Source organism: Gluconobacter morbifer G707, assembly GCF_000234355.1.
GTDB lineage: Bacteria > Pseudomonadota > Alphaproteobacteria > Acetobacterales > Acetobacteraceae > Gluconobacter > Gluconobacter morbifer.
The window spans coordinates 226,569-253,083 of sequence record NZ_AGQV01000002.1 but is presented as its reverse complement, the minus strand read 5'-3'; the positions used below and the strand labels follow the sequence as shown (position 1 = coordinate 253,083).

The window sequence follows — 26,515 nt, the reverse complement described above, 5'->3', positions numbered from 1 at the left end:
GCGCGTCATCTGGACGCGACGGAGCGAGACGAGTATGTGGACCGGCAGAGTCTGTTCAGAAACCCGGCCGGCTTCATGTTCGTGCCGTACCGGATGCCAGACCCGAGCGCGCAACGCCAGACACGTACTGGAGCCTTTTCCGCGATGTCCATGTCCGATACTCCTGTCCGCGACCATGTTTCCGGTCGTGTTGCCAGTCATTCCGCTTCGGAAGCGGCAAACGGGAAACGGAAAACGATCGTCATGAAATTTGGCGGTACGTCTGTCGGTAATATCGAGCGTATCCGCAACGTGGCACGGCAGGTGAAAACCGAGGTGAACCGTGGGCGTCGTGTCGCGGTCGTAGTGTCCGCCATGGCTGGCGTGACGAACCGCATGGTCGGCTACTGCGCCGAGTTGGATGCCCTGGCCGATCCCAGGGAATATGATGCCGTTGTTGCGGCGGGTGAACAGGTGACGAGCGGCCTGACCGCCATCGCCCTTCAGGCGCTTGGCGTGAAGTCCCGTTCCTTTCAGGGATGGCAGATTCCGCTGCTCACCGATGATGCGCATGGAAAAGCCGCCATCGAGGATATTGACGGCACTGCGCTGCTGGAATGCCTTGATGATGGAGTTGTCCCCGTGATCGCCGGTTTCCAGGGTGTTGGCCCGGACGGGCGGATTGCGACGCTGGGGCGCGGGGGATCGGATACATCCGCCGTCGCCATCGCCGCGGCCATCCGGGCGGACCAGTGTGATATCTATACCGACGTGGACGGTATTTACACGACGGACCCGCGCATCGTGAAAAATGCCAAACGGCTGGATCGCATTACCTATGAGGAGATGCTTGAACTGGCTTCCGTCGGAGCCAAGGTACTTCAGACCCGCAGCGTCGGTCTCGCCATGCGCGAGAAAGTCCGCGTCCGGGTTCTGTCATCGTTCTCGGATACGGATGACGAGAGCGGATCGCTTGTAGTGGATGAGGACGAAATCGTGGAGAAGGAACTGGTCGCGGGGATTGCCAACTCGCATGATGAAGCAAAAATCTCCGTGCGCAGCATTCCGGACCGTCCGGGTATTGCCGCTGCGATCTTTGGTCCGCTTGCGGCAGCCAACATCAATGTGGACATGATCGTCCAGAGCGTTGGTACGGACAATCTGACCAACATGACCTTCACGGTCAGCAAGACGGATGAAGCCGCCGCGCGGGCCGTGCTGGAAAAGGCCCGTGAGGAAGTTCAGTATGGTGAACTGCTGGCGTCACATAACGTGGTGAAAATCAGTGTGGTCGGGATTGGGATGCGTTCCAGCGCCGGGCTGGCCGCTACCATGTTCCGCACGCTGTCCGAACGTGGCATCAACGTGCAGGTCATCTCGACCAGTGAAATCAAGATCTCCGTTCTGATCGATTCGGAATATACCGAACTCGCCATGCGCGCACTGCATGCCGCCTATGGCCTCGACAGGCAGGAGGAGGCATCCTCGTGAACACCTCACTCAGCGCCCGCGCGACACTCGACCGGCTGTGGAAGCCGGGATGCGATTTCTTGGGCAGTGAATTCGCTATTCTCGGTGGGGCAATGTCATGGGTCAGTGAGCGGCATCTGGTGTCGGCCATTTCCAATGCCGGCGGGTTCGGCGTCATTGCCTGTGGGGCAATGTCGCCCGATCGTCTGGAAGAGGAAATCGTCGCCACGCAGGCTCTGACGAAAAAACCCTTCGGCGTGAACCTCATCACCATGCATCCCGACCTCGACAGACTGGTCGATGTCTGTCTGGCGCATGATGTCTCGCATATCGTTCTGGCTGGTGGTGTGCCTTCGAGCGCCACCATCCGCCGCGTGCGTGACGGCGGCGCCCGGGTGATCGGGTTTGCACCTGCCTTGGCGCTGGGCAAGCGGCTCGTGAAGATGGGGATCGAAGCGCTCGTGATCGAAGGCTCGGAAGCGGGTGGGCATGTTGGTCCAGTATCCTTGACGGTCCTCGCGCAGGAAATCCTGCCGCATATTCGCGACGTCCCCGTCTTTGTGGCGGGTGGTCTGGGGCGGGGAGATGCCATTGTCTCCTATCTCGAACAGGGCGCATCCGGTGCGCAGCTCGGAACGATCTTTGCTGCCTCCACCGAGAGCATTGCGCATGAGAATTTCAAAAAGGCTTTTCTGCGCGCCAATGCCCGCGATGCGGTTACAACCGTTCAGCTTGACGAGATGTTCCCGGTCATTCCGGTGCGCGGGCTGGCCAATGAAGGAGGACGCCGCTTCCGGCAGCTTCAGAGCGAGGCCCTGCAGAAATTCCTCGACGGGGAACTTACAAAGCAGGAAGCATTGCTTTCCATCGAACATTTCTGGTCCGGTGCGCTGCGGCGCGCGGTGATCGAAGGAGACGTGGAAAACGGTTCTGTCATGGCAGGTCAGTCCGTGGGCATGGTCAAGGCGGTCAAGCCGGTCGCCGAGATCATCCAGACGCTGGTCAGTGAGGCCGTGACGGCCATCGAACAGCGGGAAGCCCGCGTTCACGTCCCGGCCTGAGTAATCCTGGATGGCACCTGTTTCCCCTGACCGAATGATGCCCCTGCGGTCCGACCAACCGAGTGTCGGAACGGTTCTTCGCCTGCGTCGTGAAGAACTGGGGTGGCAGATCGGGGATGTGGCCCAGTGGCTGAAGATCCGGCCAAAACTGCTTGTGGCCCTGGAGGCGGATGATCTGCGGGCTTTGCCCGGTGTGGCCTATGCTGTGGGCTTCCTGCGGACCTACGCGACAGCAATGGACCTGGATGCCGATGCGCTGGTAGCAAGGTTCCGGCGTGAAAGCCGTGGTCAGGCCAGCCCGAAAACCGAACTCGTCTTCCCGCAGCCCGAGGGAGATCGCGGGGTGCCCGTTGGTCTGCTGGTCGGGGTCGGGCTGGCTGTTGTGGTCGTGGCCTATGTCGGCTGGTACCGTTTCACGGCCCACGACATACCCGCCACACGGCACGCGCCTCCTGTTGCCGAACTGATGCCTGGTGCCGCCACCCCTGCCACGACGTCTCCGCAGGTCGCTTCGGTCATGCCCGGACGTGCACCGTCGCTCCGGCCGGATGATGTTCTTCCGGCTTCCCGGCCAACCGTCCCGCAAGTGCCATCGAACAGTGAAGGACCGGTACAGCAGGAGGCCTCTTCCGTTCCTTCTCCTCCTGTAGCTGGAGAGGTAACGGAAAATGAGGGGCCGCCTGGCTCTTCTGCAGATCCGGTCCCATCGGAGAAATCCGATTTTCAGGACGCGCAGGCCCCCACGACGGAAAATGCGCCGGCTTCTGAGCCTGCAGCGTCCCTTCCGCCTGCGGTGCCTGCTGGAAGTGTGGTCGTTCGGACGCTGGCGCCCGTCTGGATGCAGGTCAAGGACAAGGACGGACATGTTGTTTTGTCCCGTCTTCTGAAGGCCGGGGAAAGCTGGCAGGGTGACAGCAATGCCGAGCCTTTCCATATGTCCTTTGGCAATGCCGGTGGCGTTGTTCTGTCTGCCGACGGAACAACGAGCGCGCCTCTCGGGCGGGCGGGTGAAGTCCGGCGCAATGTCGAGGTTACGGAAGATGCCATCCGGACCGGTGTTTTCGGACGGGGAGTTGCCCTGCCGGTTCAGCCGTCTGCACCGACACCGACGGACATTTCCCCGGATGCTTCTCCCAGCGAGGCCGAATCGTCCGGGGGCGAGCCGCCGCCAGCGTCATTCGTTCCCCATGTGACACCCCAACCCCGAAAGGCGGCAGCGCCTTCGGAAAATGTTTCAGCTGATGATCTGAACGCCCGACAACTGGAACAATCATCCCCGTCGCACTAAACTGGCGACACGACGCCCCAGAGCCAGAAACCCCGCAAGCGGGCACGAAGAGGTAAACCATGAGCAGCTACCGCCCTTATCAGCATATCGAGCGTCGCAAGTCGCGCCAGATTCATGTCGGAAAGGTTGCGGTCGGTGGTGATGCGCCGATCTCCGTGCAGACCATGACCAACACCCTGACATCCGACGCGCAGGCCACGATCGAGCAGATCCGCCGTGCCGAACTGGCAGGCGTGGACATCGTGCGCGTTTCCTGTCCCGATGAAGCCAGTACCGAGGCTCTCAAGGAAATCGTGCATGAAGTGAACGTTCCGATCGTTGCGGATATTCATTTCCACTACAAACGCGCCATTGAAGCGGCAAAGGCCGGGGCTGCCTGCCTGCGCATCAACCCCGGCAATATCGGCAGTGCCGAACGTGTGCGCGAAGTGGTGAATGCCGCCAGGGATTATGGCTGTTCCATCCGGATCGGTGTGAACGCCGGATCACTGGAAAAGCACCTGCTTGAGAAATACGGTGAACCCAACCCGGAAGCACTTGTCGAAAGTGCCCTGGAACACGCTAAAATTCTTGAAGATCATGACTTTCATGAATTCAAGATCAGCGTGAAGGCTTCGGATGTCTTCATGGCCGTTGCTGCCTATCAACAGCTTGCTGACTGCTGTGACCATCCCCTGCATATCGGCATCACGGAAGCTGGCTCCAAGCGGGCGGGAACGGTGAAATCCTCTATCGGGCTGGGGAATCTGCTCTGGGCCGGTGTGGGTGACACCATGCGCGTCTCCCTTTCCGCCGCGCCAGAAGAGGAAGTGCTCGTGGGCTGGGATATCCTGAAGTCCCTCGGCCTGCGTCATCGCGGTGTGAAGATCATTTCCTGCCCGTCCTGCGCCCGTCAGGGCTTCAATGTGGTGGAAACCGTACAGACGCTTGAAGACCGCCTTCAGCACATCAAGACCCCGCTCACGCTGTCCATCATCGGCTGCGTCGTGAATGGGCCGGGTGAGGCACTGATGACCGATCTCGGTGTGACGGGCGGCGGCAATGGTCGTCATATGGTCTATTCGGCAGGACGTCAGGATCATACGATGCCGGCAGGTGACATGATCGAGCATATTGTTGAAATGGTCGAACAGAAGGTTGCCGATATTGAAGCCGGAAAGGCCGAGGCAAGCACGGCCAAGCAGATGGACCCGGCGGGCAACTGATGGCAGGACTTCAGCCCCCCCGCGGCACGCACGACCTGATTGGTGAAACCATGCGCCGTCACCGGCATGTGGTGGAAACAGCAAGTCGGGTGCTGGAGACCTATGGGTTCGAGGAATGGAGTACGCCGGTTTTCGAGGATACGCGGGTTTTTTCCCGCACCCTCGGTGAAACCTCGGATGTCGTTTCCAAGGAAATGTACACCTTTGAGGATCGGGGCGGGGAAAGCATCACGCTGCGTCCTGAAAACACGGCGTCCATCTGTCGCGCGCTGGTCACGAACGGGCTGACCCAGACGCTTCCGCAGAAGGTCTTCTATCACGGCCCGATGTTCCGCTACGAGCGTCCGCAGAAAGGCCGCTACCGCCAGTTCCACCAGATCGGTGCAGAACTACTGGGGGCGGAAGGTCCGTTGCGGGACGCGGAAGTCATTGCCATGGCGCAGGATATCCTGACGGCGCTTGGACTGGCGGATGATGTCGCGCTGGAACTGAACACACTGGGTGACCTGGCCAGTCGTCAGGCCTGGCGCGAGGCTCTAGTCGCGTATTTCCGCCAGCATGAGGACGCGTTGTCCGAGGAAAGCCGTATCCGGCTTGATGCCAACCCGCTGCGCATTCTTGACAGCAAGTCCGAACAGGACCGCAGGCTTCTCGATGAAGCGCCGGCATTCGCGGATTACCTGAACGATGATTCGCGCCGGTTCTGGGATGAACTGCGGAATTTCCTGACGGCCTTTGGCGTGACATTCAGGGAAAATCCCCGGATCGTCCGTGGTCTCGATTACTACAGCCACACGGCGTTCGAGTTCGTGACCACCAAGCTGGGTGCGCAAGGCACAGTGCTGGCGGGTGGTCGCTATGAAGGCCTTGTCGAACAGATGGGCGGCCCGGCCGTTCCGGCTATTGGGTGGGCTGCTGGAATTGAGCGGCTGGCCCTGCTGGTGGATCATGTGCCTGATGTCCCCGCAGGGATCGGAATCGTTCCGATGGGGACGGAGGCGACCCTTGCGGCGGCGTCCGTGGCACGTCGTCTTCGGAATTCCGGTTTTCGGGCAGAGATCGAGACCCGTGGCAACGTGAAAAAGCGGATGGAGCGGGTCGTAAAATCCGGTGCATCACATGTCGTGGTGCTGGGAGAGGACGAGCTTGCCCGCGACGTCGTGCAGCTTCGCGATCTTCAGACCCGCGAGCAGAAGGATGTGGCGCTTTCCGCTCTGGTCGAGGCGCTGGGAGGCGCCTGAAACCATGGCGTTTGATGACAGGCTTGAACGGATCGTTGCGCGATCCGAGGAAATCCAGGCGCTCATGGCGTCCGGCGACATCGCGGGAGAGGAGTTTACGGCGCTTTCCCGTGAATATGCGGAACTCGAGCCTGTCGTAACGTCCATTCGTGCCTGGCAGGAAGCCGAAAAGGCGCGGAAAGGGGCGCTGTCTCTGCTGGAAGATCCGGAAATGCGGGAACTGGCGCAGGCGGAACTGGACGAGGTCAATGCCAGCCTTCCCAGGCTACAGCACGATCTGCGTCTGGCCCTTCTGCCCCGTGATGCCGCAGATGAACGCAGCGCCATCCTTGAAGTAAGGCCTGCCGCTGGCGGAGATGAAGCGGGCTTGTTCGCAGCAGAACTGTTTGATGCCTACCGCCGGTTTGCTGAACAGAATGGCTGGCGTTTCGAAGTCATGGAATATGCCGAGAATGAAGTCGCAGGCCTCAAGGAGGGAATGGCGACCATTTCAGGCAGATCTGTCTTTGCACGACTCAAATACGAATCCGGCGTGCACCGCGTCCAGCGTGTTCCAGCCACGGAAAGTCAGGGACGCATCCACACCTCGACCGTGACTGTCGCCGTACTTCCCGAAGCGGAAGAAGTGGATGTGACGATCAATGATGATGATCTGCGCATTGATGTCTATCGTGCGTCTGGCGCCGGTGGACAGCACGTCAACAAGACCGAGAGTGCGGTCCGGATCACGCATCTTCCGACCGGGGTCGTGGTGGCGATGCAGGAAGAGAAAAGCCAGCACAAGAACCGCGCCAAGGCAATGAAGATCCTGCGTGCCCGTCTCTATGAACGGCAGCGCTCGGCTGCTCATGAATCACGGGCAGCGGACCGGAAATCACAGGTCGGGACGGGAGACCGTTCGGAACGGATCCGTACCTACAACTTCCCGCAGGGGCGTGTGACCGATCACCGGATCAATCTGACTCTTTACAAGATTGACCGCGTCATGGCGGGAGAATTCGATGAGATCATCGACGCCCTGACGCAGGAAGAACAGACAGCGCTTCTGGCAGCGGAAGGGCTCTGAGGAGGCTAGGCGCTGGGGCTGGCGCAGACAGCTGCGCGCCCATGCCGATGTGTTGCCACGGTCGAGTCGTCGTAATCCACGAGGAAGAAATCCGTGAAATTATTGCTTCCCACGGCGTCAAGTGAATGACCTTCCGGGTTGTGGAGCTGACCTTCACTGCTGACCTGATGTGTTTCCTGATGTCCGTTATGGACGATGGTGATTTCGCCACACAGGGCATAGTCCACATCCAGCCGTCCTGCAGGGAGCCGAATGGTCTGGGTTTCGTGAGATTTCGAAAGTCCGAGGCGGAAGGTGGCGACAAGATTGCCGTCGAGGTAAAGACGGGAAATCTCGGAAATCTCTTCGGGTGCGCGCTCGTCGGTAACGGTAAAGGCACCGGGCAGTTCTGACTGGGCCAAAGCCGGGTGTAAGGCACAACCAAACAGAAGGGCGGAAAAGAGAAATGCACGTTTGGACTTCATGGTTTCCAGTATAGCAGGTTCCGTTAAAAAGATGATCGCCAAAGACACGCTTCTTCAAAATGCCGTTCAGGTTCTGAAGGAGGCAGAGATTGAGGATGCCCGGTGGGAAGCGCGTCTTCTGCTCTGCTGGGCGACGGGACTGGATGCTGCGGGTCTGTGGCAGATCGATCAGATCAATGATGTACAGGCTGATCGATTCGAAAAAGCTCTTGAACGTCGTGCCACGCGTGAGCCGATGGCATTTATTACAGGTGAAACCGGCTTCTGGACGCTGGATCTTGAAACGGCTCCGGATACGCTGATCCCTCGGGGTGACAGTGAAAGCCTGATCGAGGTGCTTCTGGCTGTCCGGCCGGACCAGAAGGTTCCCCTGTCCATTCTGGATCTGGGTACGGGAACTGGATGTCTCCTGCTGGCAGCTCTTTCTGAATATCCGAATGCCTGGGGGGTGGGGGTAGATCTTGCGCCCCAGGCGGTTGACTTGGCCCGGCGCAATGCCAGACGCACGGGACTTGCAGAACGATGCATGTTTCTGGCGGGGCACTGGGGAGATGCCCTGTGTGGACGGTTTGATGTTGTGCTGTCCAATCCCCCTTACATTGAAAGTGCGGATATTGCCGGACTGATGCCAGAGGTATCGCGGTACGAGCCCGTCCGGGCGCTTGATGGTGGCAATGACGGACTGGAAGCTTACCGGCTTATCTGTAAAGCCATGCCTACGCTTCTTGTGTCGGGTGGGCATGTCATCCTGGAAATGGGAATCGGGCAGATGGAGGCAGTCTCGGCTCTTGGCCGGTGCAATGGCCTTCATGAAGTCGCCCGTCGGGCGGATCTGGGAGGAGTGGAACGGGCACTTGTCATGCGATGGACGGGAAGCCAAGGGAAAACGTTGGCTTGACCTTCATTGTGGGATATGAGTAAAGGCTTCATACGCCAGATGCGTAGGGTCTTTGTGGCTCTTCTCAGCGGTGGTTACGCCCGTTACCTGCTCCCGGAAAGGGTAAGTGGTGGAAGGCAGGCCGGAGGAAGTCCGGCCACAGCGAAACAGACAGGACGTCTTTTCGGCAGCGGCGGTAGGAGTTTTCTGCTGAAAGCAGACAACGCCCCGCCATCAGGAAAGTGCATCACGGGTCGATGAATATGAAGCGTATAAGAGGCCGGCATCACCGTACGGGCGGTGGGTCATCACGTAACAGTAATGCCCAGACTCCTCTGAACCGCAACCATGTGTTTGACAGCAACGGTCCGGATCTCCGGATCCGCGGGACGGCTCAGCAGCTGTTCGAGAAATATCTCCAGCTCGGCCGGGATGCGACAGGAACCGGGGACCGCATACTGGCGGAAGCCTATTTCCAGCACGCGGAGCACTATTTCCGTATTCTCAACGCCATGAACCAGGCTGCGGAAAAGAGCCAGCAGGAGCGTGCGGAGCGTCAGCAGCAGCGCCAGCGCGCTTTCGAGGACCGTCGCAGCGAACGGAATGATGAAGAAGGTGGATCCTCGCTGGGCGAACCTGAAGCGGAAAACAGCGAGCAGCCTTCGTCTGAAGCGCCTCCGCCTCGTCAGTCACGCCGCTCCCCGCGGACAGACCGCGGTGAACGTCAGCCACGGAACAACAGCCAAGAGCGGGTGGAAGAAGTTTCATCCAGCGAAGAAGAATAAGTTCTCTTCTCGTAAACCCGGTCTCATCAGGAGCCGGGTTTTTTTGTGCCTAGATACGCCCGATAAAACGGGACGGCAGCTTCCAGAGTTCTGTTCCGCTCAGATGAAGATCCAGCTGGTAACGCTCCTGGTGACGACTGACCGCGCTCTGTTCCACTGCCCTCCGCCAGTTGGCAAGCCGCCTGTCAGTCTGATCCAGCGTGACCGGGACACAGGGCAGGGCCGCCATGCCGTTCAGCATGTTTTCCCAGTCTGTATCCGCAAGCCGCTGGTGCCGACCGGCATCGTCGGAACACCATGGTTGCTCACGTGTGCGTTTTAGGCGGGCCAGCCCTGATGAAAGATCTGCATAGCGCAGGTGGAACAGGAACAGCGGCGCAGTCAGTTGAGGGGGAATTTCGGCGCAGCAGTGAAATCCGGGCGCCCATGTCACGGGTGCACGGATCAGCACGGGTTTACACATGGCGCTGGAAAAGCGCAGATGGGTTCGCTGAAGGAGATAAGGCGTGAATAGTCGAACGCTTCTTCCTGTTCCAGCACATGAACAACGTCAAAGCCTGTCGCAGTGATGACTGGAGCCTGCGTGGCGCAGGCAAATTCCGTCAGGGACGGGAACAGGGCAGGGTCGGCCAGAAGGAATTCATCCACGTCCACGTAGATGACACTCTCATACCATTCGAGCAGGCTTTCGCAGAAATGCCCGACGGATCGCGTGCGGCGCTCGTCGTCCTGCGGAGAACGGGGAATGCGCCTGACATTGACCGCACCGCAATTCCGGGTCGTACCATCGCTTGAACCATGATCGATCACGTAGCAGGATTCCGCACCGACCTGAGCGCCATAATGGCGGCACCAGGCTGGGAGAAGGGCTGGTTCGTTGTAAACCATGGTGACAACAGCGAGAGGCTTTTTCATGCCGCTGTTCAGAATACAGAATTGCCTTCAGGTCAAATGCCGCGAAAGAATTCTTTTATTTTCAGGAGAATAAGGATGGTAGCGGCGGACGGATTTGAACCGCCGACCAAGGGATTATGATTCCCCTGCTCTACCGCTGAGCTACGCCGCCATCCGGCCGGGTGTTCCCGGCGTTGAGGCGGGGTTTTAAGGAGGATCCCGAGAGGTGTCAACACGTTATTGCCGGAAAAATAAGATGTTTTTCGGGTCGCATTTTTCAGAATGGACGTGTCTCTTATAGAGACCTTTCAAAACAGACCTGATTCAAGGAGATTTCTCCCTAGTGACGCAGCATTTCGTCAGCACGCTGTTTGCCATCCGTTCCTATTTCACCTGGCTGCCAGCATCCGTGGTCTCTGTCCTGATGCTTGCAGTGGTCGGCGTGCTGGCGTTCTATTGCGGTAATCTCGTCACATCGCTGCTGCTTCGTATCCCCGGGACACGAAGCGCGGCCCTGATCCGGACCATCGTGGCGGCCCTGCGCCGGCCCACGCGCATTATGGTTGCCCTGCTCGCCATGCTGTCGGCGTTGCCGGCCGCGACCGGGTTTTCATACGAGAACGCACAGGACCTCAAGCTGTTCTTCCTGTTCCTCCTGGTCCTGACGTTTGGATTCTCCGCGATCATCGTCTTCCGGATCATGACGGAAGCCTATCTGAACCGCCTGTCCTCCCGGGAGCAGACGGATGACATCATGATCCGGACCCATCAGACACAGATCCGTGTTCTGCGGCGTCTGACTGAGATCATGGTGGGTATCGTGACGGTGGCTTCGGCGTTGATGCTGTTTCCCTCTGTCAAGCAGTATGGCGTGTCCCTGTTCGCTTCGGCCGGTGCAGCATCCCTGATTGTCGGTCTGTCGGCGCGGGGACTTCTGACAAACCTGATCGCCGGTGTGCAGATCGCCATCACCCAGCCGATCCGGATGGAAGACCTCGTCATCATCAACGGGGACTGGTGCTGGGTGGAGGAAATCAACGCCACGTATGTCGTACTGCGGGTCTGGGACTGGCGGCGTCATATCGTGCCGATTTCCTATTTTCTGGAAAACCAGTTCGAGAACTGGACCCATAATTCCGCGGCCATCATCGGTGTGGTGTTTCTGTGGCTGGACTATGAGGCGCCAATGGACCGTGTCCGTGAAATGCTGAACGAGATCATCCGGACCTGTCCGCTCTGGGACGGCAAGGTGTTTGATGCGCAGGTGGCCGACTGTGACTCCCATGTCATGTCTATCCGCATCATTGCCAGCGCACGGAATGCGCTTCAGAGCTGGGATCTGCGATGCGACATCCGGGAGAAGATCATCTCCCGGCTCAGGGAAGAATGTCCCGAGGCGCTGCCCCGGGCCCGCTTCGCGATGGTGCCGCCGAAGCCGGGAATGGAGGCATGGCCTTCAGACATGATTTCCCCCCCGATCAATCGACCACCCCCCGGAAGTTACATGGGGCCAGGAACACCTGGACCAGGGATGGGATCTCCGAAGTCCTGAGAAGGTTGAAGGTTCAGGCGTCAGGGGGCTGGCGCATGAGTGAATTCCGGCGACCGTAAAAAATATAGGTTGCCGCGCCCAGTACGATGTAGGTCACCAGCAGGATCAGGGGTACGGGGTTTCCGCTGGCCACGGCATGAACCATGTCCGTCACCAGCGGGACAGTCATGAACAGGCAGAACAGGATACCGAGGACAGGTGTCAGGCCGATCCAGATTCCCCGGATACGAATTCCACCAAAAGGCACGCTGAAAGGCCGCTCAAGGTCAGGATGCATGTTCCGCTGCCAGATGACCGTGAAACAGACGATCCCGAAAGCCGCCGCCGTGCCGATGGATACGAGGTCGCTGATGATGTCGATGGGCAGTGTGGCAGTCATGAGAGCCACCACGATACCCAGAATGATCGTTCCCAGCCAAGGGGTACGGAAACGGGGATGGATGACCCCGAAAAGGCGCGGAATCAGACCATCCCGGCTGATGGTCAGCAAGACCCGGGACTGCGCATACATCAGGCCCGTCAGAACCGAGCACAGACCGATCGTGGCTCCGATATTGATGACAAGGGCCAGCCATGGCGTGTGCATGATCCGAACTGCAATGGCGAGCGGATCGGGTACGTCAAGCTGGCGGTAGGGCACAATCCCCAGCAGAACGGCTGCAACGATGATATAGACCACCGTACAGACCAGCAGGCTGCCGATGATGCCGATGGGAACGTCGCGGGTCGGGTTCCGGGCTTCGGCCGAAGCGGTGGAGACGGCCTCGAACCCGACATAGGCAAAGAAAATCACCGAAGCCGCCCGGAAGATGCCCTTGGTTCCGTAATGAAAGCCGCCTTCGCTGGGCGGGATGAATGGATGCCAGTTCGCCGGATTGACCGCATGAATTCCGAGCGCCACGAAAACAAACAGAACCCCGACCTTCAGTATGACGATCATGGTGTTGACCTTGGCGGATTCCTCAATGCCCCGCACAAGAAGCGCCGTGACGAGCAGGGTCGCGGTAAAGCCGATCAGGTCAAAACGCCACCCGGCGGCAATGGCACCGCCATCCGTTCCCGGAACAGGCTGGAGCGTGGCATGGGTGAGGGCGGCCGGCAGGTGGAAGCCAAACACCTCCAGAAGTGAACTGGCATAGCCGGATAGTCCCGCCGCCACAGCCGCACAGGAAATACCGTATTCCAGAAGCAGCAGCCAGCCGACGATCCAGGCTACACGTTCTCCCATGGAAATATAGGCGTAGGAATAGGCAGAGCCGGAAACAGGCAGCGTTGAAGAAAGCTCTCCGTATGAAAAGGCGGTGAACAGACAGGCCAGCGCCGCAATGACGAAAGAGATCAGGATCGACGGGCCGGCATATTCTGCCGCCGCAGTGCCGGTCATGACATAGATACCCGCGCCAATGGTCGATCCCACACCCAGAACGACAAGCTGGGTCGCTGTCAGGCTCCGTTTCAACCCGCTTGTATCATTTTCGAACATGACCTGTTCAAGGGTCTTGCGGCGGGCGGAGGAGGAACTGGATCGTATCGGAGCTGGCATGATCTCTGTGTGCCGGGAAACGCGGCGGCTGGAAAGGTCAGAAAAGGATGACACCGGCGGCCAGAAGCCCGGCAGCCATGCAGTAAAGTCCAAAGGGTGTCAGAGCCCATCCATCATGATTGCGGAAGAAACGGAGCATGAGCAGGGAACACACCAGGGCCGTTACGCCTGCAACCACCGCCCCGACACCACACTGCACCAGAATATCATGTGTCAGGGGTACATGACGGATCTGCCACGCTTCCTTGACGGTGGCGGCCAGTACGATCGGCTGGGCCATGAGCAGCGAGAAGCGTGCAGCCGTTTCATGATCGAGCCCCCGCAGAAGGCCACCATTCATCGTGGCGCCGGAGCGTGACAGCCCAGGCAGGAGAGCGAGGCACTGCCAAATTCCAATGATAAGGGCGTCACGTGGCGCAAGGGCGGCAATCGGCTTGTGATCGCTGCGGCCCTGCTGACGTCGTAGCCATTCGGTTGTCATGAGAAGCAGGCCATTGAGAACAAGAAAGCCAGCGACCGCAAGAGGGGCACCAAAAAAGGCTCGCAGGCGATGTTCCAGAAGGCCACCGACCAGAACGGCGGGAATGGTGGCGATCACCAGAAGCCCGAAAATCCGAATCGCCTCCATCTGGGCATACTGGCCATACCGCCCTGTCATGCCATCCAGAATGGCCATCCAGTCCTTCCAGAAGACGCCGGCAAGCGCGACGAGCGTGCCGACATGCAACATGGTCAGGAACGGCAGAAACATCGGTGCATGCTCGTCCAGATTCCAGTGCAGAAGGGCTGGAAGAAGGACGGCATGACCAAGGCTGCTGACCGGAAAGGGTTCGGTGATGCCCTGAACGATGGCGAGGATGATGGCCTGAAGAAGTGTCATGAAACCTGCACTTAAAGGCGGAAAAGGAAGTCCCTTGCCTCATGGGGGCAGGGGACGCAACCTTGACCAGCCTGTCGGGAGAGGACTAACTCCCGTTCTGTTCATGATTTTCCGGAAAGCGGGGCTCGAATGCAGTCAACTCTGAGCGGCCGTGGAGGTGCCATCTTGGCCAGCGGGCTGGTGCTGGTTGTAGCCGGTGCATTCCTGCTTTACAGCAATGACCTCCGCAAGGGCCCGGCGATGCAGGGAAAGACCCTGCATGCCTCGTTCAATTCAGCCAACGGGTTGAAGGTCGGTGCGAATGTCGATCTGGCTGGCGTGACGATCGGGCGGGTGAATGCGATCACGCTGGATCCCAGAACACAGATGGCCGATGTGGCTTTTACCATGGACAGACGCATCACCCTTCCGGACGATACGGCTGTCGGGATCAACGCTCCGACCATGACGGCCGACAATGCCCTGGAGATCCATCCGGGGCATTCCCGGACAGCCCTGCCGCCGGGCGGCACCATCCGGGACACACAGGACCAGCTTTCACTGGAGCAGCAGGTCAGCAATTACATTTTCGGTGGTGGTAGCCTGGGACAGTAACGCCAGCCGTTCGGACTAGTCGTTCAGCGGATAAGAGGCCAGCAGGCGGCGCTGCTTGCGCCAGGAATGCAGCATGTTGAATGCTCCGGACGACTTCCACCCGCGGGATTTGTTGGCCGCCCCGATCAGGAATGTCTGACGGTAATGCGAGAACTGGGCGCGGTAGGCCTCCCACAGGGTCGTGCGGCGGTCCCAGATGTGGGTGGCTTCCGATCCCACACCGTTGATCTCGATGATACGGAAATCCTCGCCACGGCGCAGCGCCTCAATAGACGCAGCCTTGACGTCAACACGTCCGAAATGAAAATCCGGGACGTCCTTCATGATGGCATCCAGTCGTGCCGTCAGTTCGGGTGTTGTATCCGCGCGCCCGTCTCGGAACACGGATCCTTTGCAGTGATTGCCGGCAAAGACGAGCTGCATTTCCTCCCCTTTTGCGAGAACGGTTTTTTCGCGTCCGGCCAGGCGGGGAAGGTAAATCTGGGGAACCTGACCCATCCGCGGGTCCTGCATGATCAGTTCCTCCACCGTGGAGACGCCATCTCCGGTCAGAAGCGGCGTTTCCTTGTAGGTGATGGAGGTGATGCGTCCGTGGGGTTCGTCCGGATGGCGGATGTAGAACAGGCCGGCTTCGAACGGCAGGTCGATCAGTTCCTGTGCCATGAGATTCACGTTGTCAGGGAACTGCGTCAGGATGGTTTCCAGATGCTGTTCATTCTGGACAAGTTTCACACCCGTCCCGTTGCAGCCGATATCGGGCTTCACGACGACGGGAAAGAACAACCCTTCGCGCTTCATGCCCTCAAGCGCGCGCTGCATGGCGCCGCGTCCGCTGTGGAAGACGACATAGGGCGCGATGACCGCACGTGCGACAGGACCGGCCATGTCGAGGATCGAGGACTTGCTCTCCCCGCAGAGGCCGCCGGTCTCGATCCGGGGATTTGCGGCGGTAGCGATGCTGAGATCGCGGTATTTCAGCCCCATGGCGATCCAGTACAGGACGATGGGCGTATAGAAAATCGATCCCGGCCAGAATTCGAAAAGGGAAAGCGGGTTTGTGTTGGTCTCTGTCTCGGACATGCTGTTACTGGCTCATGGTCTGGATGCGGGCGATCAGACGCCCGATAAGGACGATACACAGAACAAATCCGGCAAGCCCCGCCCAGCGCCAGCCGCCCTGATGGGCGAGCAGCCAGCCGCCGACCCGCATGGCCAGAAGAAACAGGAGTGTCGTCCAGACAAGCGTAGCGAGAACGGCAGTCAGCGCAAAGGGGAGAAAAGGCGCCCGGAAAAATCCGCACGCCGTATAGAGCGGCAGTCGTGCACCGGGAATGAAACGCGAAATGGCAACAACGCGGATGACGTGCTTCGTGAACCAGTCATGGGTGCGTTCGCGCTTCGGCAATGTCAGGAAGCGGCGCAGATAGGGCCAGCGCGCGCCTGCGGCGCCCAGTCCGTAAAGTCCCATGTCACCCACCGCAACGCCGAAATAAAGGGCGATCAGCGCCAGTGGCATGCTGACCTCGCCGGCGCGGGTGGCAATGGCGGACAGCACGGTGGCCACATCTTCAAGAATGAAGGTGCCGACGATGATGGTGGCAGCTTTCAGCCAGGCCGGCTGGGATGCCATGGCAGGACCAATGGCAATCACGAAAGGGACAGTTTCATGAACATTGCAGCGCCGGTTTCGCACGCCAGAGACCGGACGACAATCTTGCCGCACGATTTTCGATGAATGTCCTGCCTGCAAAGGCGTGCCACTGGCGGTCCGGCACGCGGATTGCTAGCCTGTGAAACGCAATTTCCCCTTTGCTGCGGACTGTTCTGGCCTGTGCTTCAAAGACGCTCACTTCTCACTGTCCTGACTTCTGCCGCCGGTCTGGCGGCCATGGGAGGGCGGCCTGCGCTGGCTCTGGACTATGGCGCTTTCCTGGCAGGTGTCCGGGCGCAGGCCATTGCCCAAGGTGTATCATCCTCCATCGTGACGCAGGCTCTGGCCCTGACGCGTCAGCCCAATCCGAAGGTCCTGAAACTTGACCGGCATCAGCCGGAATTTACCCTGACATGGGCACAGTACCGTGATCGTGTCCTGCCCGAGTCGCGTTTCGAGAAGGGACGGACCATCTATGCTTCACAACAGTCGGTCATGACGCCGATCAGCGACCGCTTCGGCTGCGATGACCGGGCCGTCATGGGGATCTGGGGGCTCGAGTCGGGATTCGGCGCGCATGACGGCACCTATTCCGTGGTTGATGCACTCGCGACGCTGGCCTTTGACGGACGCCGGGCTTCCTTTTTCCGGGGTGAACTGCTCAAGGCTCTTCAGATTCTCAACGACGGAGACATTACTCCCGCCGCCATGATCGGCAGCTATGCGGGTGCTATGGGGCAGGCGCAGTTCATGCCAAGTGCCTATCTGCGATATGCTGCTGACGGAGACGGAGACGGGAAGCGTAACATCTGGACGTCGGAACCCGATGTGTTCGCCTCTATCGCCAATTACCTCGGAAAATGCGGCTGGCAGCCACAGGAACCCTGGGGACAGGAGGTTTCTCTCCAGACCGTGCTGGCCAAAAACCAGATCGGACGGACGAACACCCGGACACTGGCAGAATGGATGCAGAATGGTGTGCGTCGTGCTGACGGGCAGCCTTTCTCACGGCCCGATGTCGTGGGGGCTGTCATCCAGCCTGACGGACCAGGAACGCAGGCCTTCATGGTTTACCATAATTTCAACGTGATCCGGCGCTATAATCCATCTGACTACTACGCGCTAGGCGTAGGTCTTCTGGGGACAGGCATTGTTTCTCCCGCCTCGTAAAGCCGCGACGCTTCTGACAGTCCTGCCGCTTCTGGTGGCCTGTCATCGGGAAGCGCCTGCTCCGGTAGAGAGCATGCATTATGAACTCGGCAATGGTTGGCATGGAACGTATGGCTGGTTCTATCCGAACGAGCAGTTCGACTACCACGCCACCGGTCTGGCCACGATCGAGAAGGATCAGGATTCACATGTAACCGCGGATGGGGAAATCTGGTCGGCGTCCAGCATGACAGGCGCTCACCAGACCCTCCAACTGCCTGCGATCGTGAATGTCCGCAATCTAGAGAATGGCCGTATTGTACGGATTCGACTGAATGACCGTGGCCCGGCCGATCAGGGGCGCATCCTCGCAGTTTCGCCAAAGGTGGCAGAACTTCTTGTCATGAAAGGTGATACTCCTGTCGAGATAACCGAAGACGAGCAGGAAAGTCACAGGCTTTCAGCCGTGTTGATGAAGACACCCGCACTGGTCATTCAGTCTGCGCCGGTCGGAGAAGTTCAGGCGACATCCCTGAATGACGGAACATCGCGCGTCTATGGCAACGGTTCCTCCGAGGCGGATACCTCCAGGGCTTCCGTGGCGCCCCTTCCTACCGTCTGGCAGCAGGGGGCGCCGGGCCCGCACGATCTTTACGTATTGGTGGGAATTTTTTCCGGGCAGGCCACGGCCGCCCGTGTTGCGGCCCGCTGTAATGGTACGGTTCTGCATACCCGTGACGGGACCGGACTGGACTGGCGGGTCAGGAGTGGCCCCTATCGCGATGTGTCGCAGGCTGATGAAGCACTGGACCATACCCGGCTCTGCGGGGTAGAGGGCGCGCGGATCATTGTGGAATGACGGCCATTCTGACGGCCGAACAACTGGGGACGAACGTGCGGACTAGACGCTCTCTTTTTGGTGGTGTGGCAGGTTTTGCAGCCTGCGCTTCTCTGGCGGGGCCACTGAGGGCTTTCGCCCGCCCGCATCATCATGCTCATCCCGCCCATGCCAAGGCCGCCAGCGTGGCTGCCGGTGCTGACGCCGTACCTTCGGTTCCGGCCAACACACCCATCGGGCCGTTCGATACAGTGGCGCGCTGGGCCTATGTCGTTGATTACACGACGGGCGCGGTGCTGCTGGACAAGGCGTCGGATGAACGCATGGCGCCGTCGTCCCTGACGAAAATGATGACGGCCTACATCGTCTTCGGAATGCTGGCGACGGGACGGATCCGCCTCGATCAGTCCCTGCCGGTGAGTGAGAAGGCATGGCGCACCCAGGGCTCAAAGATGTTCGTGCCGCTGGGCGAAAGCGTTCTGGTATCCGATCTCATTCAGGGCATGGTCATTCAGTCTGGCAATGATGCCTGTGTAGTTCTGGCCGAAGGCATTGCCGGTTCGGAAGAACGCTTCGTTGCAATGATGAATGAGGAAGCGCCCAAGATCGGCCTGACCAATTCGCACTTTATGAACGTGACGGGTCTGCCGGCTGAGGGGCATTATATGTCCGCCCATGACGTCGGCACAGTCGCGCTGCACCTGATCCGTGATTTCCCGCAGTATTATCACTTCTTCGGGGAAACCGAATTTACCTTCAACCGCATCAAGCAGGGCAACCGCAACGTTCTTGTGGACAAGGGACTCGCGGATGGTCTCAAGACCGGACATACCGACGCGGGTGGCTTCGGTCTTTGTGCCAGTTCGAACCGTAACGGCAACCGCGTGATCGTGGTCATCAATGGAACGTCTTCCAGTAACGAGCGTGCCCATGAAGGGGAACGGCTCATGGCCTGGGCGTTCGCCAATTTCGAAAACGCGACCCTGTTCCGCCGGGGACAGGTTGTGGATCATGCCCCGGTCTGGATGGGGGAACACAAGGACGTACCTCTGGTGGCCGGTTCCGATATCGTCATGACCCTGCCGATCGGCTGGCAGCAGCGCTCTCATATCGGAGTGGACTACTCTTCTCCGGTGATCGCACCGGTACGGGAAGGGCAGGTCTGTGGTGCACTGGTGATTTCCGCCGCGGGAATGCCGGATATCCGGGTGCCGCTTCAGGCAGGGCGTTCCGTTGGACAGCTCGGGCTGATAGGACGTGCCATGGCGCGGCTGGGCCATGGCCCAGCGTAAAGGACTGTTCGTTACGCTGGAAGGCGGCGAGGGAGCCGGAAAATCCACCCAGGCACGCCTTCTGGCCGATGCGCTGAGGGCAGAAGGCCGGTCGGTGTTCCAGACCCGAGAGCCGGGCGGGACACCTGGTGCCGAGGAAATCCGTCACCTTCTGCTGTTTGGTGAAGCTGACCTCTCATGGCGTGCGGAAATTCTGGGACATATGGCCGCCAGATGCGATCATCTGGACAATGCCATCCTACCGGCGCTTGCGCGTGGTGAGATCGTGATCTGTGACCGTTTCCACGACTCGACCCTGGCCTATCAGGGTTACGGGATCGGGCAGGGGGCGCCGGCCAGACTGGCATTTCTGAAAAAGGCCCGGACTCTCGTGGGGTGCGAACCGGACCTTACCCTTCTGCTCGATGTATCGCGGACGAAGGCGATTACGCGCCTGAAAGCACGTGGCGGCCGCACGGATCGATATGAAGGGCAGGCCGAGGCGTTTCATGACCGGGTTCTGATGGCTTTTGACCGGATTGCCGTGGCGGAGCCGGACCGCGTGCAGCGCATTGATGCGGATCAGACTCCTGAAGCCGTCAGTCATGTCCTGCTGGAACTGGTTCATCAACGACTGACGCAGACCGAAAATGCCGGGGTGGCGTGACCGATCCACGGCATACTTTTACCCTCCGTGGGCATGACGCGGCGGAGCAGTCTTTTCGAGCAGCGCTGGCCTCTGGGCGACTGCACCACGCCTGGCTGATTTCAGGGCCGGCCGGTGTGGGAAAGGCCACGCTGGCCTTCCGTCTCGCCCGTCTTCTGCTGCATGGCGAAGACCCTGAATCGCCAGCCGGACGCCGGATTACAGCCGGAACGCATGGAGATTTGTTAGAAATCTCCCGCGCCATGGACGAAAAGAAGGGACGGCTGAGGGGGGAAATCACGGCTGCGGATGTCAGGCCCGTCCAGTCCTTCCTGCACCATACGGCGACGGAAGGCGGATGGCGCGTAGTGATCGTGGATGGGGCGGAATACCTCAACCGCTTTGCCGCCAATGCCCTGCTCAAGATTCTGGAAGAGCCCCCACCACGTGCCATCGTACTGCTGACGACGTCATCTCCCGGTGCTCTGCTGCCGACCATCCGCAGCCGCTGCCGTCCTCTGGCTCTCTCTCCGCTTTCTGCGGATGACATGCATGCTGTCCTGCCGGATGTACCGGAACACGTGCTGGAACGGGCGCATGGTTCACCGGGACGCGCCGTATTTCTTTCCCGTGACCGGGATGGAGCAATCGCTGCATTCGTGGCGGATATCCTGAAGGGCCGGATGCTGGATGCGGCCATGATGGTGCTGATTGATCGTATCGCGCGGGAAGCAGACGGTTTTGCATTGCTGTGCGATTTGCTAGGTGAGGGTCTGGCAGATCGTGCGCGCCAAGCAGCGCGGCACGGTAACCTGACACAGGCTGACACTGCGGCCCGGATGTGTTCGGAACTCGACACACTGAAGCGGCAGACGGAAGGCTTCAATCTGGATAAGGCCCAGGCCATCCGGCAGGCAGTGGAACTCGCTGCCGGCGTGTGATGGTTCCGGCGTGACGAAATGAGTGGATATGACGCGGCGCTTCACCATCACGACCCCGATTTTCTATGTGAACGGTGCTCCTCATATCGGGCACGCCTATACCTGCATCGCCGCCGATGTCATGGCGCGTTTCCATCGTCTGAACGGGGAAGACGTCCTGTTCGTCAGCGGGACGGACGAGCATGGCCAGAAGGTCGAGCAGACGGCGCGTTCGCTCGGCAAAGAGCCTCAGGCATACGCGGATGAGATTTCAGCCAGCTTCCGTCAGATGCAGAAGGACATGGCGATCTCGACCGACGAGTTCATCCGCACGACCGAGGACCGTCACAAGAATGCCGCCTGTGCACTGTGGGAGAAGGTCGCGGCAAACGGGTTCATTTATCTCGGAGCTTATGAAGGCTGGTATTCCACGCGTGATGAGGCATTCATTGGCGAAGACGAACTGGTCAGGAAACCTGATGGGACGATGATGGCGCCGTCCGGTGCACCGGTCGAGCGCGTCAAGGAGCCATCCTACTTCTTCAAACTCTCCGAATTCGAAGGACGGCTGCTCGAACTTTATGAAAATAACCCCGATTTCATTGGTCCGCATGGTCCGAAACGGGAAATTGAAAGTTTTGTCAGACAGGGCCTGAAGGACCTGTCCATCAGCCGCACCAGTTTCAGATGGGGCGTGCCGGTTCCGAATGACCCGGATCACGTGATGTATGTCTGGTTCGATGCTCTGGCCAACTATCTGACGGCTGTAGGGTATCCAGATCTGAATAATCCGAGGGCTAGGTTCTGGCCAGCTGACCTGCACGTTGTCGGCAAGGAAATCGCGCGCTTCCACTGTGTATACTGGCCGGCTTTCCTGATGGCGGCCGGACTGCCTCTGCCGAAAAGCGTCTTTGCCCATGGCTGGTGGACAGTCGAGGGCGAAAAAATGAGCAAGTCCCTCGGGAATGTCTTGGATCCGAAGGCGCTGGCTGATGAATTCGGTCTGGATGCGCTGCGCTTCTTTCTGATGCGGGAAGTGCCGTTTGGCGGGGATTCCAATTTCAGTCGCCGTTCCATGATCACGCGCACGAATGTCGAACTGGCAAATGATCTGGGAAATCTGTGCCAGCGCACACTGAGCCAGATCGCCAGGAATCTCGACGGTGTTCTGCCAGAACGCGGCGCGCTGACGGAAGATGACCAGGCCATACTCGCCATGACGGAAGTTCTTCCAACCATCATGACTGAACAGATCGAGCGCAAGGCCATTACGGATGCTCTGGAGGAAGTCTGGAAAGTCATCCGGGCAGCCAATGCCTATATCGACCGTCAGGCGCCTTGGGCGCTGAAAAAAACAGATACGGCGCGCATGGCGGACGTACTGCGTGTTCTGGTGGATGTCATCCGGGCCATCGCGACGCTGCTTCAGCCTTACATGCCCGATACGATGGCAAAAATGCTGACCCAGCTTGGCGTTGAAGATAGCGAACGCGGTTTCGACGCTCTGGAGACGCCTCTGCCGGGCGGGCAGATCCTGCCGAAACCGACCGGGCTTTTCCCGCGCTTTGTTGAGGAAAGCGCATGACCGGACTGATCGACAGCCACTGTCATCTGGATCTTCTGGATGATGTTCCCGCCGCTCTGGATATCGCGCGGGGATCCGGTCTATCAGGCATGATTACGATCGGTACGCGCTGGACACAGGCAAGCCGCCAGATTGACCTGACGCGATATGATACGCCGCAGATGCGTGTCTGGTGTGCGATTGGCATTCATCCCGATCATGTCGTGGAGGAACCGCTTCCTTCCGTGGATGAAATCGTCGCCAGAACTGAACATCCGGGTATTGTTGCCATCGGAGAATCAGGGCTGGATTATTTCCATAGCGGGGACGAGGCCAAACCTGCCCAGCATGCGGCGTTCCGCACCCATATCGCTGCGGCTCGCAGGACCGGACTTCCCGTCGTGATCCACACGCGTCAGGCGGATGACGATACGATTGCCATTCTTCGGGATGAGCACGGGAAAGGGGCCTTTCCCTTTCTGATCCATTGCTTTGCATCCGGGCCAAAGCTGGCGCAGGCTGCACTGGAACTGGGCGGTTATATCAGTTTCTCCGGTCTTCTCACATTTCCGAAATGCGAGGAAATCCGGGAAGTTGCGCGGGCGTTGCCTCAGGATCGCATTCTGGTTGAAACGGATAGTCCGTTCCTCGCGCCAGTCCCGAAACGTGGCAAACCCAACACACCAGGTTACGTCGCGCACACGGCTGCGCATCTGGCGCAGGAGCGGGGCGTCAGTCCGGAAGAAATGGCGGATGTGACAACTGCCAATGTCCATCGCCTGTTTGCAAGGACCCGCCTGTGAAAGTAACGATTCTCGGATGTGGAGGCTCTGCCGGTGTCCCGATGATCGGGGGCGGGGAGGGTCTACAGACGGGAATCTGGGGTTCCTGCGATCCGCAGGAACCCCGTAACAGGCGCACCCGCACCTCCGCTGTTCTGGAGAGTGAAAACGGCTTTCGGCTGCTGGTGGATTCAGGCCCTGATTTCCGTCACCAGATGCTGGCCTGCGGGCTCAGCCATGTTCATGGTGTGATCTATACGCATGCGCACGGGGATCATATTGGCGGTCTGGATGAGTTGCGGGCCGTCAATCGTGTCATTGAATCACCGTTGCCGCTTTTTGCCGCACAGGACGTCATGGACGAACTGCGCCTGCGTTACGCCTATGCCTTTGCGCCGTGGAAAGGACCGGATTTTTATCGACCGGTCTTTGATGAAACCATTGTCAGGGCAGGGGACGTCATTCCGCTACCAGAGATGACGCTCCGTCTGTTTGAACAGCAGCATGGACGAATCACGTCCCTGGGCATCCGGGTAGATGACTTCGCCTATTCCACGGATGTCGACACACTTTCCGAAGACGGATTGATGGCGCTGACTGGCATCAGGACATGGGTCGTGGACTGCTTCCAGCACGAGCCCCATCCGGCACACGCCTGGGTGCAGCGCGTGCTGGAATGGCGTGACAGGATTGGCTGCCCCAGAACCATTCTGACTCACATGGGGCCGGAGATGGATTACCGAATGCTCTGTCAGACGCTGCCCGCAGATGTCGAACCGGCTTATGACGGTATGGTGCTGGATCTCTGAACAAACGATCGGATCGGGCAGGGAGGCCATACCCGATCCGATCGTGTTCCGGTGGATCAGAACGTCATCATCGCACCAGCGGAGAATGTATGATCGCTCTCCTTGTAGAGGCGGCTGTGTCCGTCCGATTCCGTATGAGCGTATTCGCCCACGATCGTGAACCAGTCGGTCAGGTTGTAGTAAATAGCACCCACTTCGGACTGGTTGCGCCGGACCAGTGACGGGCTGTCATCTCCCTGTGCCCGATAGAGATTACTGACACCATAGCTGCCGACCATCTTAAGTTTCGGCAGGATCTTGTAGGCTGCCTGGACGTAATACCCTTCAGAATCACGCTTGCGTCCATTGCTGGCGACACCGTCAAAGAACAGTCCCGTCGTGCCAAGGCCGCTGCCGTAGTAGTAATAGGCCACGCCTTCAAACGGACCGCGACTGATTTTCACGCCGACGTCGCCGGCTTCAACCGTCGTACCTTTCCGGCTGCTGCTTCCCAGAGTGGAACTCGTAAGATTCTGCTGATGCTGCACGAGGTAACTCGTCCAGAACCGGGTGGTGAAGCCGGCAATGTTGCCGTCATAGGTCAGTTTGCCCTGAAGCATGGGTGAACTGTGCTGCGTTGTCGTGGCGGAGAGACCGCCGCCCGCATAATTGAATTCATCCAGCGGTGTCATGATGCCGACGGAAGCCTGGAAACCACGCCATTTCGGAGAAATGTAGGTGATCTGCGGCAGCCAGTCCGTATAAACATAACCCACGCCGATACGGCCAAGGGACGTATTGGCCGGATTGGCGTTACTGCCCGTACTGCCCACACTGAGAAGCGTGGCGTCATTCAGGATGGCGTCAGAAGCAAACAGGGCGATATCACGACCCAGCTTGACGGTACCGAAATCCTTGGTTCCGGCGGTCATGTAAACCTGACGAAAATCCAGTCCGGCCGTGCCCAGACCAACGGGGCTACCGCCCGAGTTGGCATTGAACGTCCCCACATCTGCGTTGTTGATACCTGGATACATGCCGAAGACGGCCCCGAGATCAATTCCGGACTGCGTCGTATTGAGCTTCAGGATCAGGCCGCCAGGCAGCAGTCCATTACGGATGGACGAGGAATCGAATCCGCTGCTGCCTGTGGAGACACCACCGGCAACCGCCCGGCCGCCTGCAGGGCTGTTGTAGGTGTAATAGGCATTTACGAAGCCGGAGACGTTAATATCGATCTGTCCGGCCTGAATCGTAACGCCTTTACCCGCAACATAGGGTTTTACCCTCACAATGCTGTCCGGATTGTAGGTCCGGCGGGCCTCCATGAGGGAGTTGCGAGCGTCAGCTGCACTCATGCGGGCATCCTGCGCAGCCTGCCGTGCCGCGTTGATCGAAGCGATTGTCTCGACGTCAGGAGGAGCTTCAAGCGTACTGCCTTCATTCTGGGGCCCATAACGCATGTAGCGGTTACGATGCCGGCTGGCAGGCTGATAGGCGGTCTGCCGTTCAGGCGTCAGGGAAGGACGCGCATGATGCAGGTGATGCGCGAGAAGGCTACTGTACTCAGAGCGCGTGAGGCTGCCTTTTGCCCGAAGAATATCGAGCAACTCCGTATAATCATCAGCGAAGGCTGATGACGGGAAGAAGGAAAGTGATCCAACACACAGGGCACTGCCAAACAGGAATAGATTACGAAAACAAAAACGGGGCATGCGGTAGCCGCTCCCAGCGGTGGCAAAAAATCCGGCTGCGGCTCAGACATGACAGCCAGATGAACTGAACTTTATTCTTCCTAGCGATCATTCGGACATTCTTCGCAACAATTGCGTGTGTGCTCACGTAATCGTCAGAAAAATCGATATTTTTACCACACTAGTTGGCATAATATATCTTATACGACTTGCGTGTGTTCCTGTTTCCATTCTCGATGACAATCGAATTTCATCCTGTTTGATGGCCTCAGCCTTGCAATCCTCGGGCTCGTGTAAATCCAACCACCGCAAA

The 26,515-nt window shown here is 59.1% G+C and carries 26 protein-coding genes and 1 tRNA gene; 18 read left to right on the top strand and 9 right to left on the bottom strand.

Annotated features, from left to right (window positions below):
- Nucleotides 1-144 precede the first annotated feature (144 nt).
- The 6 genes from GMO_RS06090 to prfA are packed head-to-tail and all read left to right on the top strand — an operon-like array spanning nt 145 to nt 7,310.
- The gene (locus GMO_RS06090; protein WP_040508508.1) at nt 145-1,470 is read left to right on the top strand and encodes an aspartate kinase; all 1,326 of its coding nucleotides are present in this window, start codon (nt 145-147) and stop codon (nt 1,468-1,470) included.
- Nucleotides 1,467-2,510, top strand: coding sequence for an NAD(P)H-dependent flavin oxidoreductase (locus GMO_RS06085; protein WP_008851439.1), 1,044 nt, complete (start codon nt 1,467-1,469; stop codon nt 2,508-2,510). The genes GMO_RS06090 and GMO_RS06085 overlap by 4 nt, the downstream gene beginning before the upstream one ends.
- A gap of 10 nt (nt 2,511-2,520) precedes the next feature.
- On the top strand, nt 2,521-3,798 hold the full coding sequence (locus GMO_RS06080) for a helix-turn-helix domain-containing protein (RefSeq protein ID WP_040508375.1): 1,278 nt from the start codon (nt 2,521-2,523) through the stop codon (nt 3,796-3,798).
- A gap of 59 nt (nt 3,799-3,857) precedes the next feature.
- Complete coding sequence (gene ispG / locus GMO_RS06075; protein WP_008851437.1) at nt 3,858-5,003, top strand: flavodoxin-dependent (E)-4-hydroxy-3-methylbut-2-enyl-diphosphate synthase; 1,146 nt, start codon at nt 3,858-3,860, stop codon at nt 5,001-5,003.
- Nucleotides 5,003-6,244 carry a histidine--tRNA ligase gene (gene hisS / locus GMO_RS06070; RefSeq protein ID WP_008851436.1) on the top strand — a complete coding sequence of 414 codons (1,242 nt, stop codon included), beginning with the start codon at nt 5,003-5,005 and terminating at the stop codon, nt 6,242-6,244. The genes ispG and hisS overlap by 1 nt, the downstream gene beginning before the upstream one ends.
- Nucleotides 6,245-6,248: 4 nt before the next feature.
- Nucleotides 6,249-7,310 (top strand): peptide chain release factor 1, encoded by a 1,062-nt coding sequence (gene prfA, locus GMO_RS06065; protein WP_008851435.1) that lies wholly within the window; start codon nt 6,249-6,251, stop codon nt 7,308-7,310.
- Nucleotides 7,311-7,315: 5 nt separating this feature from the next.
- Here prfA and GMO_RS06060 read toward each other — a convergent pair whose 3' ends face one another.
- Entirely contained in the window at nt 7,316-7,774 is a 459-nt protein-coding gene (locus tag GMO_RS06060) for a hypothetical protein (protein ID WP_040508370.1), read from the bottom strand.
- 31 nt (nt 7,775-7,805) lie between these two features.
- On the opposite strand from GMO_RS06060, the gene prmC reads away from it, so the two are divergent.
- Both prmC and GMO_RS06050 read left to right on the top strand, forming a co-directional pair.
- Nucleotides 7,806-8,672, top strand: coding sequence for a peptide chain release factor N(5)-glutamine methyltransferase (gene prmC / locus GMO_RS06055; protein WP_008851433.1), 867 nt, complete (start codon nt 7,806-7,808; stop codon nt 8,670-8,672).
- Nucleotides 8,673-8,908: 236 nt separating this feature from the next.
- Nucleotides 8,909-9,436: a DUF4167 domain-containing protein gene (locus GMO_RS06050; protein WP_040508369.1), complete on the top strand. Its 528-nt coding sequence runs from the start codon at nt 8,909-8,911 to the stop codon at nt 9,434-9,436.
- Between the two features lie 49 nt (nt 9,437-9,485).
- On the opposite strand, the gene GMO_RS14665 is transcribed toward GMO_RS06050, so the two are convergent.
- From GMO_RS14665 to GMO_RS06040, 3 genes are all read right to left on the bottom strand, one after another.
- Nucleotides 9,486-9,887, bottom strand: a complete 402-nt coding sequence (locus tag GMO_RS14665; protein ID WP_245528443.1) for a hypothetical protein — start codon at nt 9,885-9,887, stop codon at nt 9,486-9,488.
- On the bottom strand, nt 9,881-10,351 hold the full coding sequence (locus GMO_RS14660) for a glycosyltransferase family 2 protein (RefSeq protein WP_008851430.1): 471 nt from the start codon (nt 10,349-10,351) through the stop codon (nt 9,881-9,883). Before GMO_RS14660 ends, GMO_RS14665 begins: the two co-directional genes overlap by 7 nt.
- 76 nt (nt 10,352-10,427) lie before the next feature.
- Nucleotides 10,428-10,502: transfer RNA gene (locus tag GMO_RS06040), tRNA-Met, on the bottom strand.
- A 171-nt stretch (nt 10,503-10,673) separates the two neighbouring features.
- Here GMO_RS06040 and GMO_RS06035 point away from each other — a divergent pair.
- Nucleotides 10,674-11,882 carry a mechanosensitive ion channel family protein gene (locus GMO_RS06035; RefSeq protein ID WP_008851429.1) on the top strand — a complete coding sequence of 403 codons (1,209 nt, stop codon included), beginning with the start codon at nt 10,674-10,676 and terminating at the stop codon, nt 11,880-11,882.
- 13 nt (nt 11,883-11,895) lie between these two features.
- Here the strand turns inward: GMO_RS06035 and GMO_RS06030 are convergent, their stop codons facing one another.
- Complete coding sequence (locus tag GMO_RS06030) at nt 11,896-13,425, bottom strand: amino acid permease (RefSeq protein WP_040508505.1); 1,530 nt, start codon at nt 13,423-13,425, stop codon at nt 11,896-11,898.
- 37 nt (nt 13,426-13,462) lie between these two features.
- A complete protein-coding gene (locus GMO_RS06025) occupies nt 13,463-14,305 on the bottom strand; it encodes an undecaprenyl-diphosphate phosphatase (protein WP_008851427.1) in 843 nt (280 codons plus the stop codon).
- A 129-nt stretch (nt 14,306-14,434) separates the two neighbouring features.
- Here GMO_RS06025 and GMO_RS06020 point away from each other — a divergent pair, with 129 nt between their 5' ends.
- Nucleotides 14,435-14,899, top strand: a complete 465-nt coding sequence (locus tag GMO_RS06020; RefSeq protein WP_040508368.1) for an MlaD family protein — start codon at nt 14,435-14,437, stop codon at nt 14,897-14,899.
- Between the two features lie 15 nt (nt 14,900-14,914).
- Here GMO_RS06020 and GMO_RS06015 read toward each other — a convergent pair whose 3' ends face one another.
- A complete protein-coding gene (locus tag GMO_RS06015; protein WP_008851425.1) occupies nt 14,915-15,979 on the bottom strand; it encodes an ATP-grasp domain-containing protein in 1,065 nt (354 codons plus the stop codon).
- Nucleotides 15,980-15,983: 4 nt separating this feature from the next.
- Complete coding sequence (locus tag GMO_RS06010) at nt 15,984-16,550, bottom strand: DedA family protein (protein ID WP_040508503.1); 567 nt, start codon at nt 16,548-16,550, stop codon at nt 15,984-15,986.
- Between the two features lie 180 nt (nt 16,551-16,730).
- On the opposite strand from GMO_RS06010, the gene GMO_RS06005 reads away from it, so the two are divergent.
- From GMO_RS06005 to GMO_RS05970, 8 genes are read left to right on the top strand one after another with little or no spacing between them, the layout of a single operon-like run.
- Nucleotides 16,731-17,720, top strand: coding sequence for a lytic murein transglycosylase (locus tag GMO_RS06005; protein ID WP_008851423.1), 990 nt, complete (start codon nt 16,731-16,733; stop codon nt 17,718-17,720).
- A complete protein-coding gene (locus GMO_RS06000) occupies nt 17,701-18,558 on the top strand; it encodes a septal ring lytic transglycosylase RlpA family protein (protein WP_008851421.1) in 858 nt (285 codons plus the stop codon). The genes GMO_RS06005 and GMO_RS06000 overlap by 20 nt, the downstream gene beginning before the upstream one ends.
- Nucleotides 18,555-19,829 carry a D-alanyl-D-alanine carboxypeptidase family protein gene (locus GMO_RS05995; protein ID WP_008851420.1) on the top strand — a complete coding sequence of 425 codons (1,275 nt, stop codon included), beginning with the start codon at nt 18,555-18,557 and terminating at the stop codon, nt 19,827-19,829. The genes GMO_RS06000 and GMO_RS05995 overlap by 4 nt, the downstream gene beginning before the upstream one ends.
- A complete protein-coding gene (gene tmk, locus GMO_RS05990) occupies nt 19,816-20,475 on the top strand; it encodes a dTMP kinase (RefSeq protein ID WP_008851419.1) in 660 nt (219 codons plus the stop codon). Before GMO_RS05995 ends, tmk begins: the two co-directional genes overlap by 14 nt.
- Nucleotides 20,472-21,395, top strand: a complete 924-nt coding sequence (locus GMO_RS05985; RefSeq protein ID WP_040508367.1) for a DNA polymerase III subunit delta' — start codon at nt 20,472-20,474, stop codon at nt 21,393-21,395. Before tmk ends, GMO_RS05985 begins: the two co-directional genes overlap by 4 nt.
- 28 nt (nt 21,396-21,423) lie before the next feature.
- Nucleotides 21,424-22,959, top strand: a complete 1,536-nt coding sequence (gene metG, locus GMO_RS05980; protein ID WP_040508366.1) for a methionine--tRNA ligase — start codon at nt 21,424-21,426, stop codon at nt 22,957-22,959.
- A complete protein-coding gene (locus tag GMO_RS05975) occupies nt 22,956-23,741 on the top strand; it encodes a TatD family hydrolase (protein ID WP_008851416.1) in 786 nt (261 codons plus the stop codon). The genes metG and GMO_RS05975 overlap by 4 nt, the downstream gene beginning before the upstream one ends.
- Complete coding sequence (locus GMO_RS05970; protein ID WP_040508365.1) at nt 23,738-24,529, top strand: MBL fold metallo-hydrolase; 792 nt, start codon at nt 23,738-23,740, stop codon at nt 24,527-24,529. Before GMO_RS05975 ends, GMO_RS05970 begins: the two co-directional genes overlap by 4 nt.
- A 56-nt stretch (nt 24,530-24,585) precedes the next feature.
- On the opposite strand, the gene GMO_RS05965 is transcribed toward GMO_RS05970, so the two are convergent.
- Complete coding sequence (locus tag GMO_RS05965) at nt 24,586-26,223, bottom strand: porin (protein WP_050801419.1); 1,638 nt, start codon at nt 26,221-26,223, stop codon at nt 24,586-24,588.
- Between the last annotated feature and the right edge of the window lie 292 nt (nt 26,224-26,515).

Coding starts and splice junctions, on each gene's coding strand:
- hisS (WP_008851436.1), top strand. CDS start 5,003: ATGGCAGGACTTCAGCCCCCCCGCGGCACGCACGACCTGATTGGTGAA.
- GMO_RS05975 (WP_008851416.1), top strand. CDS start 22,956: ATGACCGGACTGATCGACAGCCACTGTCATCTGGATCTTCTGGATGAT.
- tmk (WP_008851419.1), top strand. CDS start 19,816: ATGGCCCAGCGTAAAGGACTGTTCGTTACGCTGGAAGGCGGCGAGGGA.
- ispG (WP_008851437.1), top strand. CDS start 3,858: ATGAGCAGCTACCGCCCTTATCAGCATATCGAGCGTCGCAAGTCGCGC.
- GMO_RS06020 (WP_040508368.1), top strand. CDS start 14,435: ATGCAGTCAACTCTGAGCGGCCGTGGAGGTGCCATCTTGGCCAGCGGG.
- GMO_RS14660 (WP_008851430.1), bottom strand. CDS start 10,351: ATGAAAAAGCCTCTCGCTGTTGTCACCATGGTTTACAACGAACCAGCC.
- prmC (WP_008851433.1), top strand. CDS start 7,806: ATGATCGCCAAAGACACGCTTCTTCAAAATGCCGTTCAGGTTCTGAAG.
- prfA (WP_008851435.1), top strand. CDS start 6,249: ATGGCGTTTGATGACAGGCTTGAACGGATCGTTGCGCGATCCGAGGAA.
- GMO_RS05965 (WP_050801419.1), bottom strand. CDS start 26,223: ATGCCCCGTTTTTGTTTTCGTAATCTATTCCTGTTTGGCAGTGCCCTG.
- GMO_RS06030 (WP_040508505.1), bottom strand. CDS start 13,425: ATGCCAGCTCCGATACGATCCAGTTCCTCCTCCGCCCGCCGCAAGACC.
- metG (WP_040508366.1), top strand. CDS start 21,424: ATGACGCGGCGCTTCACCATCACGACCCCGATTTTCTATGTGAACGGT.
- GMO_RS05995 (WP_008851420.1), top strand. CDS start 18,555: ATGACGGCCATTCTGACGGCCGAACAACTGGGGACGAACGTGCGGACT.
- GMO_RS06080 (WP_040508375.1), top strand. CDS start 2,521: ATGGCACCTGTTTCCCCTGACCGAATGATGCCCCTGCGGTCCGACCAA.
- GMO_RS06050 (WP_040508369.1), top strand. CDS start 8,909: ATGAATATGAAGCGTATAAGAGGCCGGCATCACCGTACGGGCGGTGGG.
- GMO_RS06025 (WP_008851427.1), bottom strand. CDS start 14,305: ATGACACTTCTTCAGGCCATCATCCTCGCCATCGTTCAGGGCATCACC.
- GMO_RS06015 (WP_008851425.1), bottom strand. CDS start 15,979: ATGTCCGAGACAGAGACCAACACAAACCCGCTTTCCCTTTTCGAATTC.
- GMO_RS06060 (WP_040508370.1), bottom strand. CDS start 7,774: ATGAAGTCCAAACGTGCATTTCTCTTTTCCGCCCTTCTGTTTGGTTGT.
- GMO_RS06090 (WP_040508508.1), top strand. CDS start 145: ATGTCCATGTCCGATACTCCTGTCCGCGACCATGTTTCCGGTCGTGTT.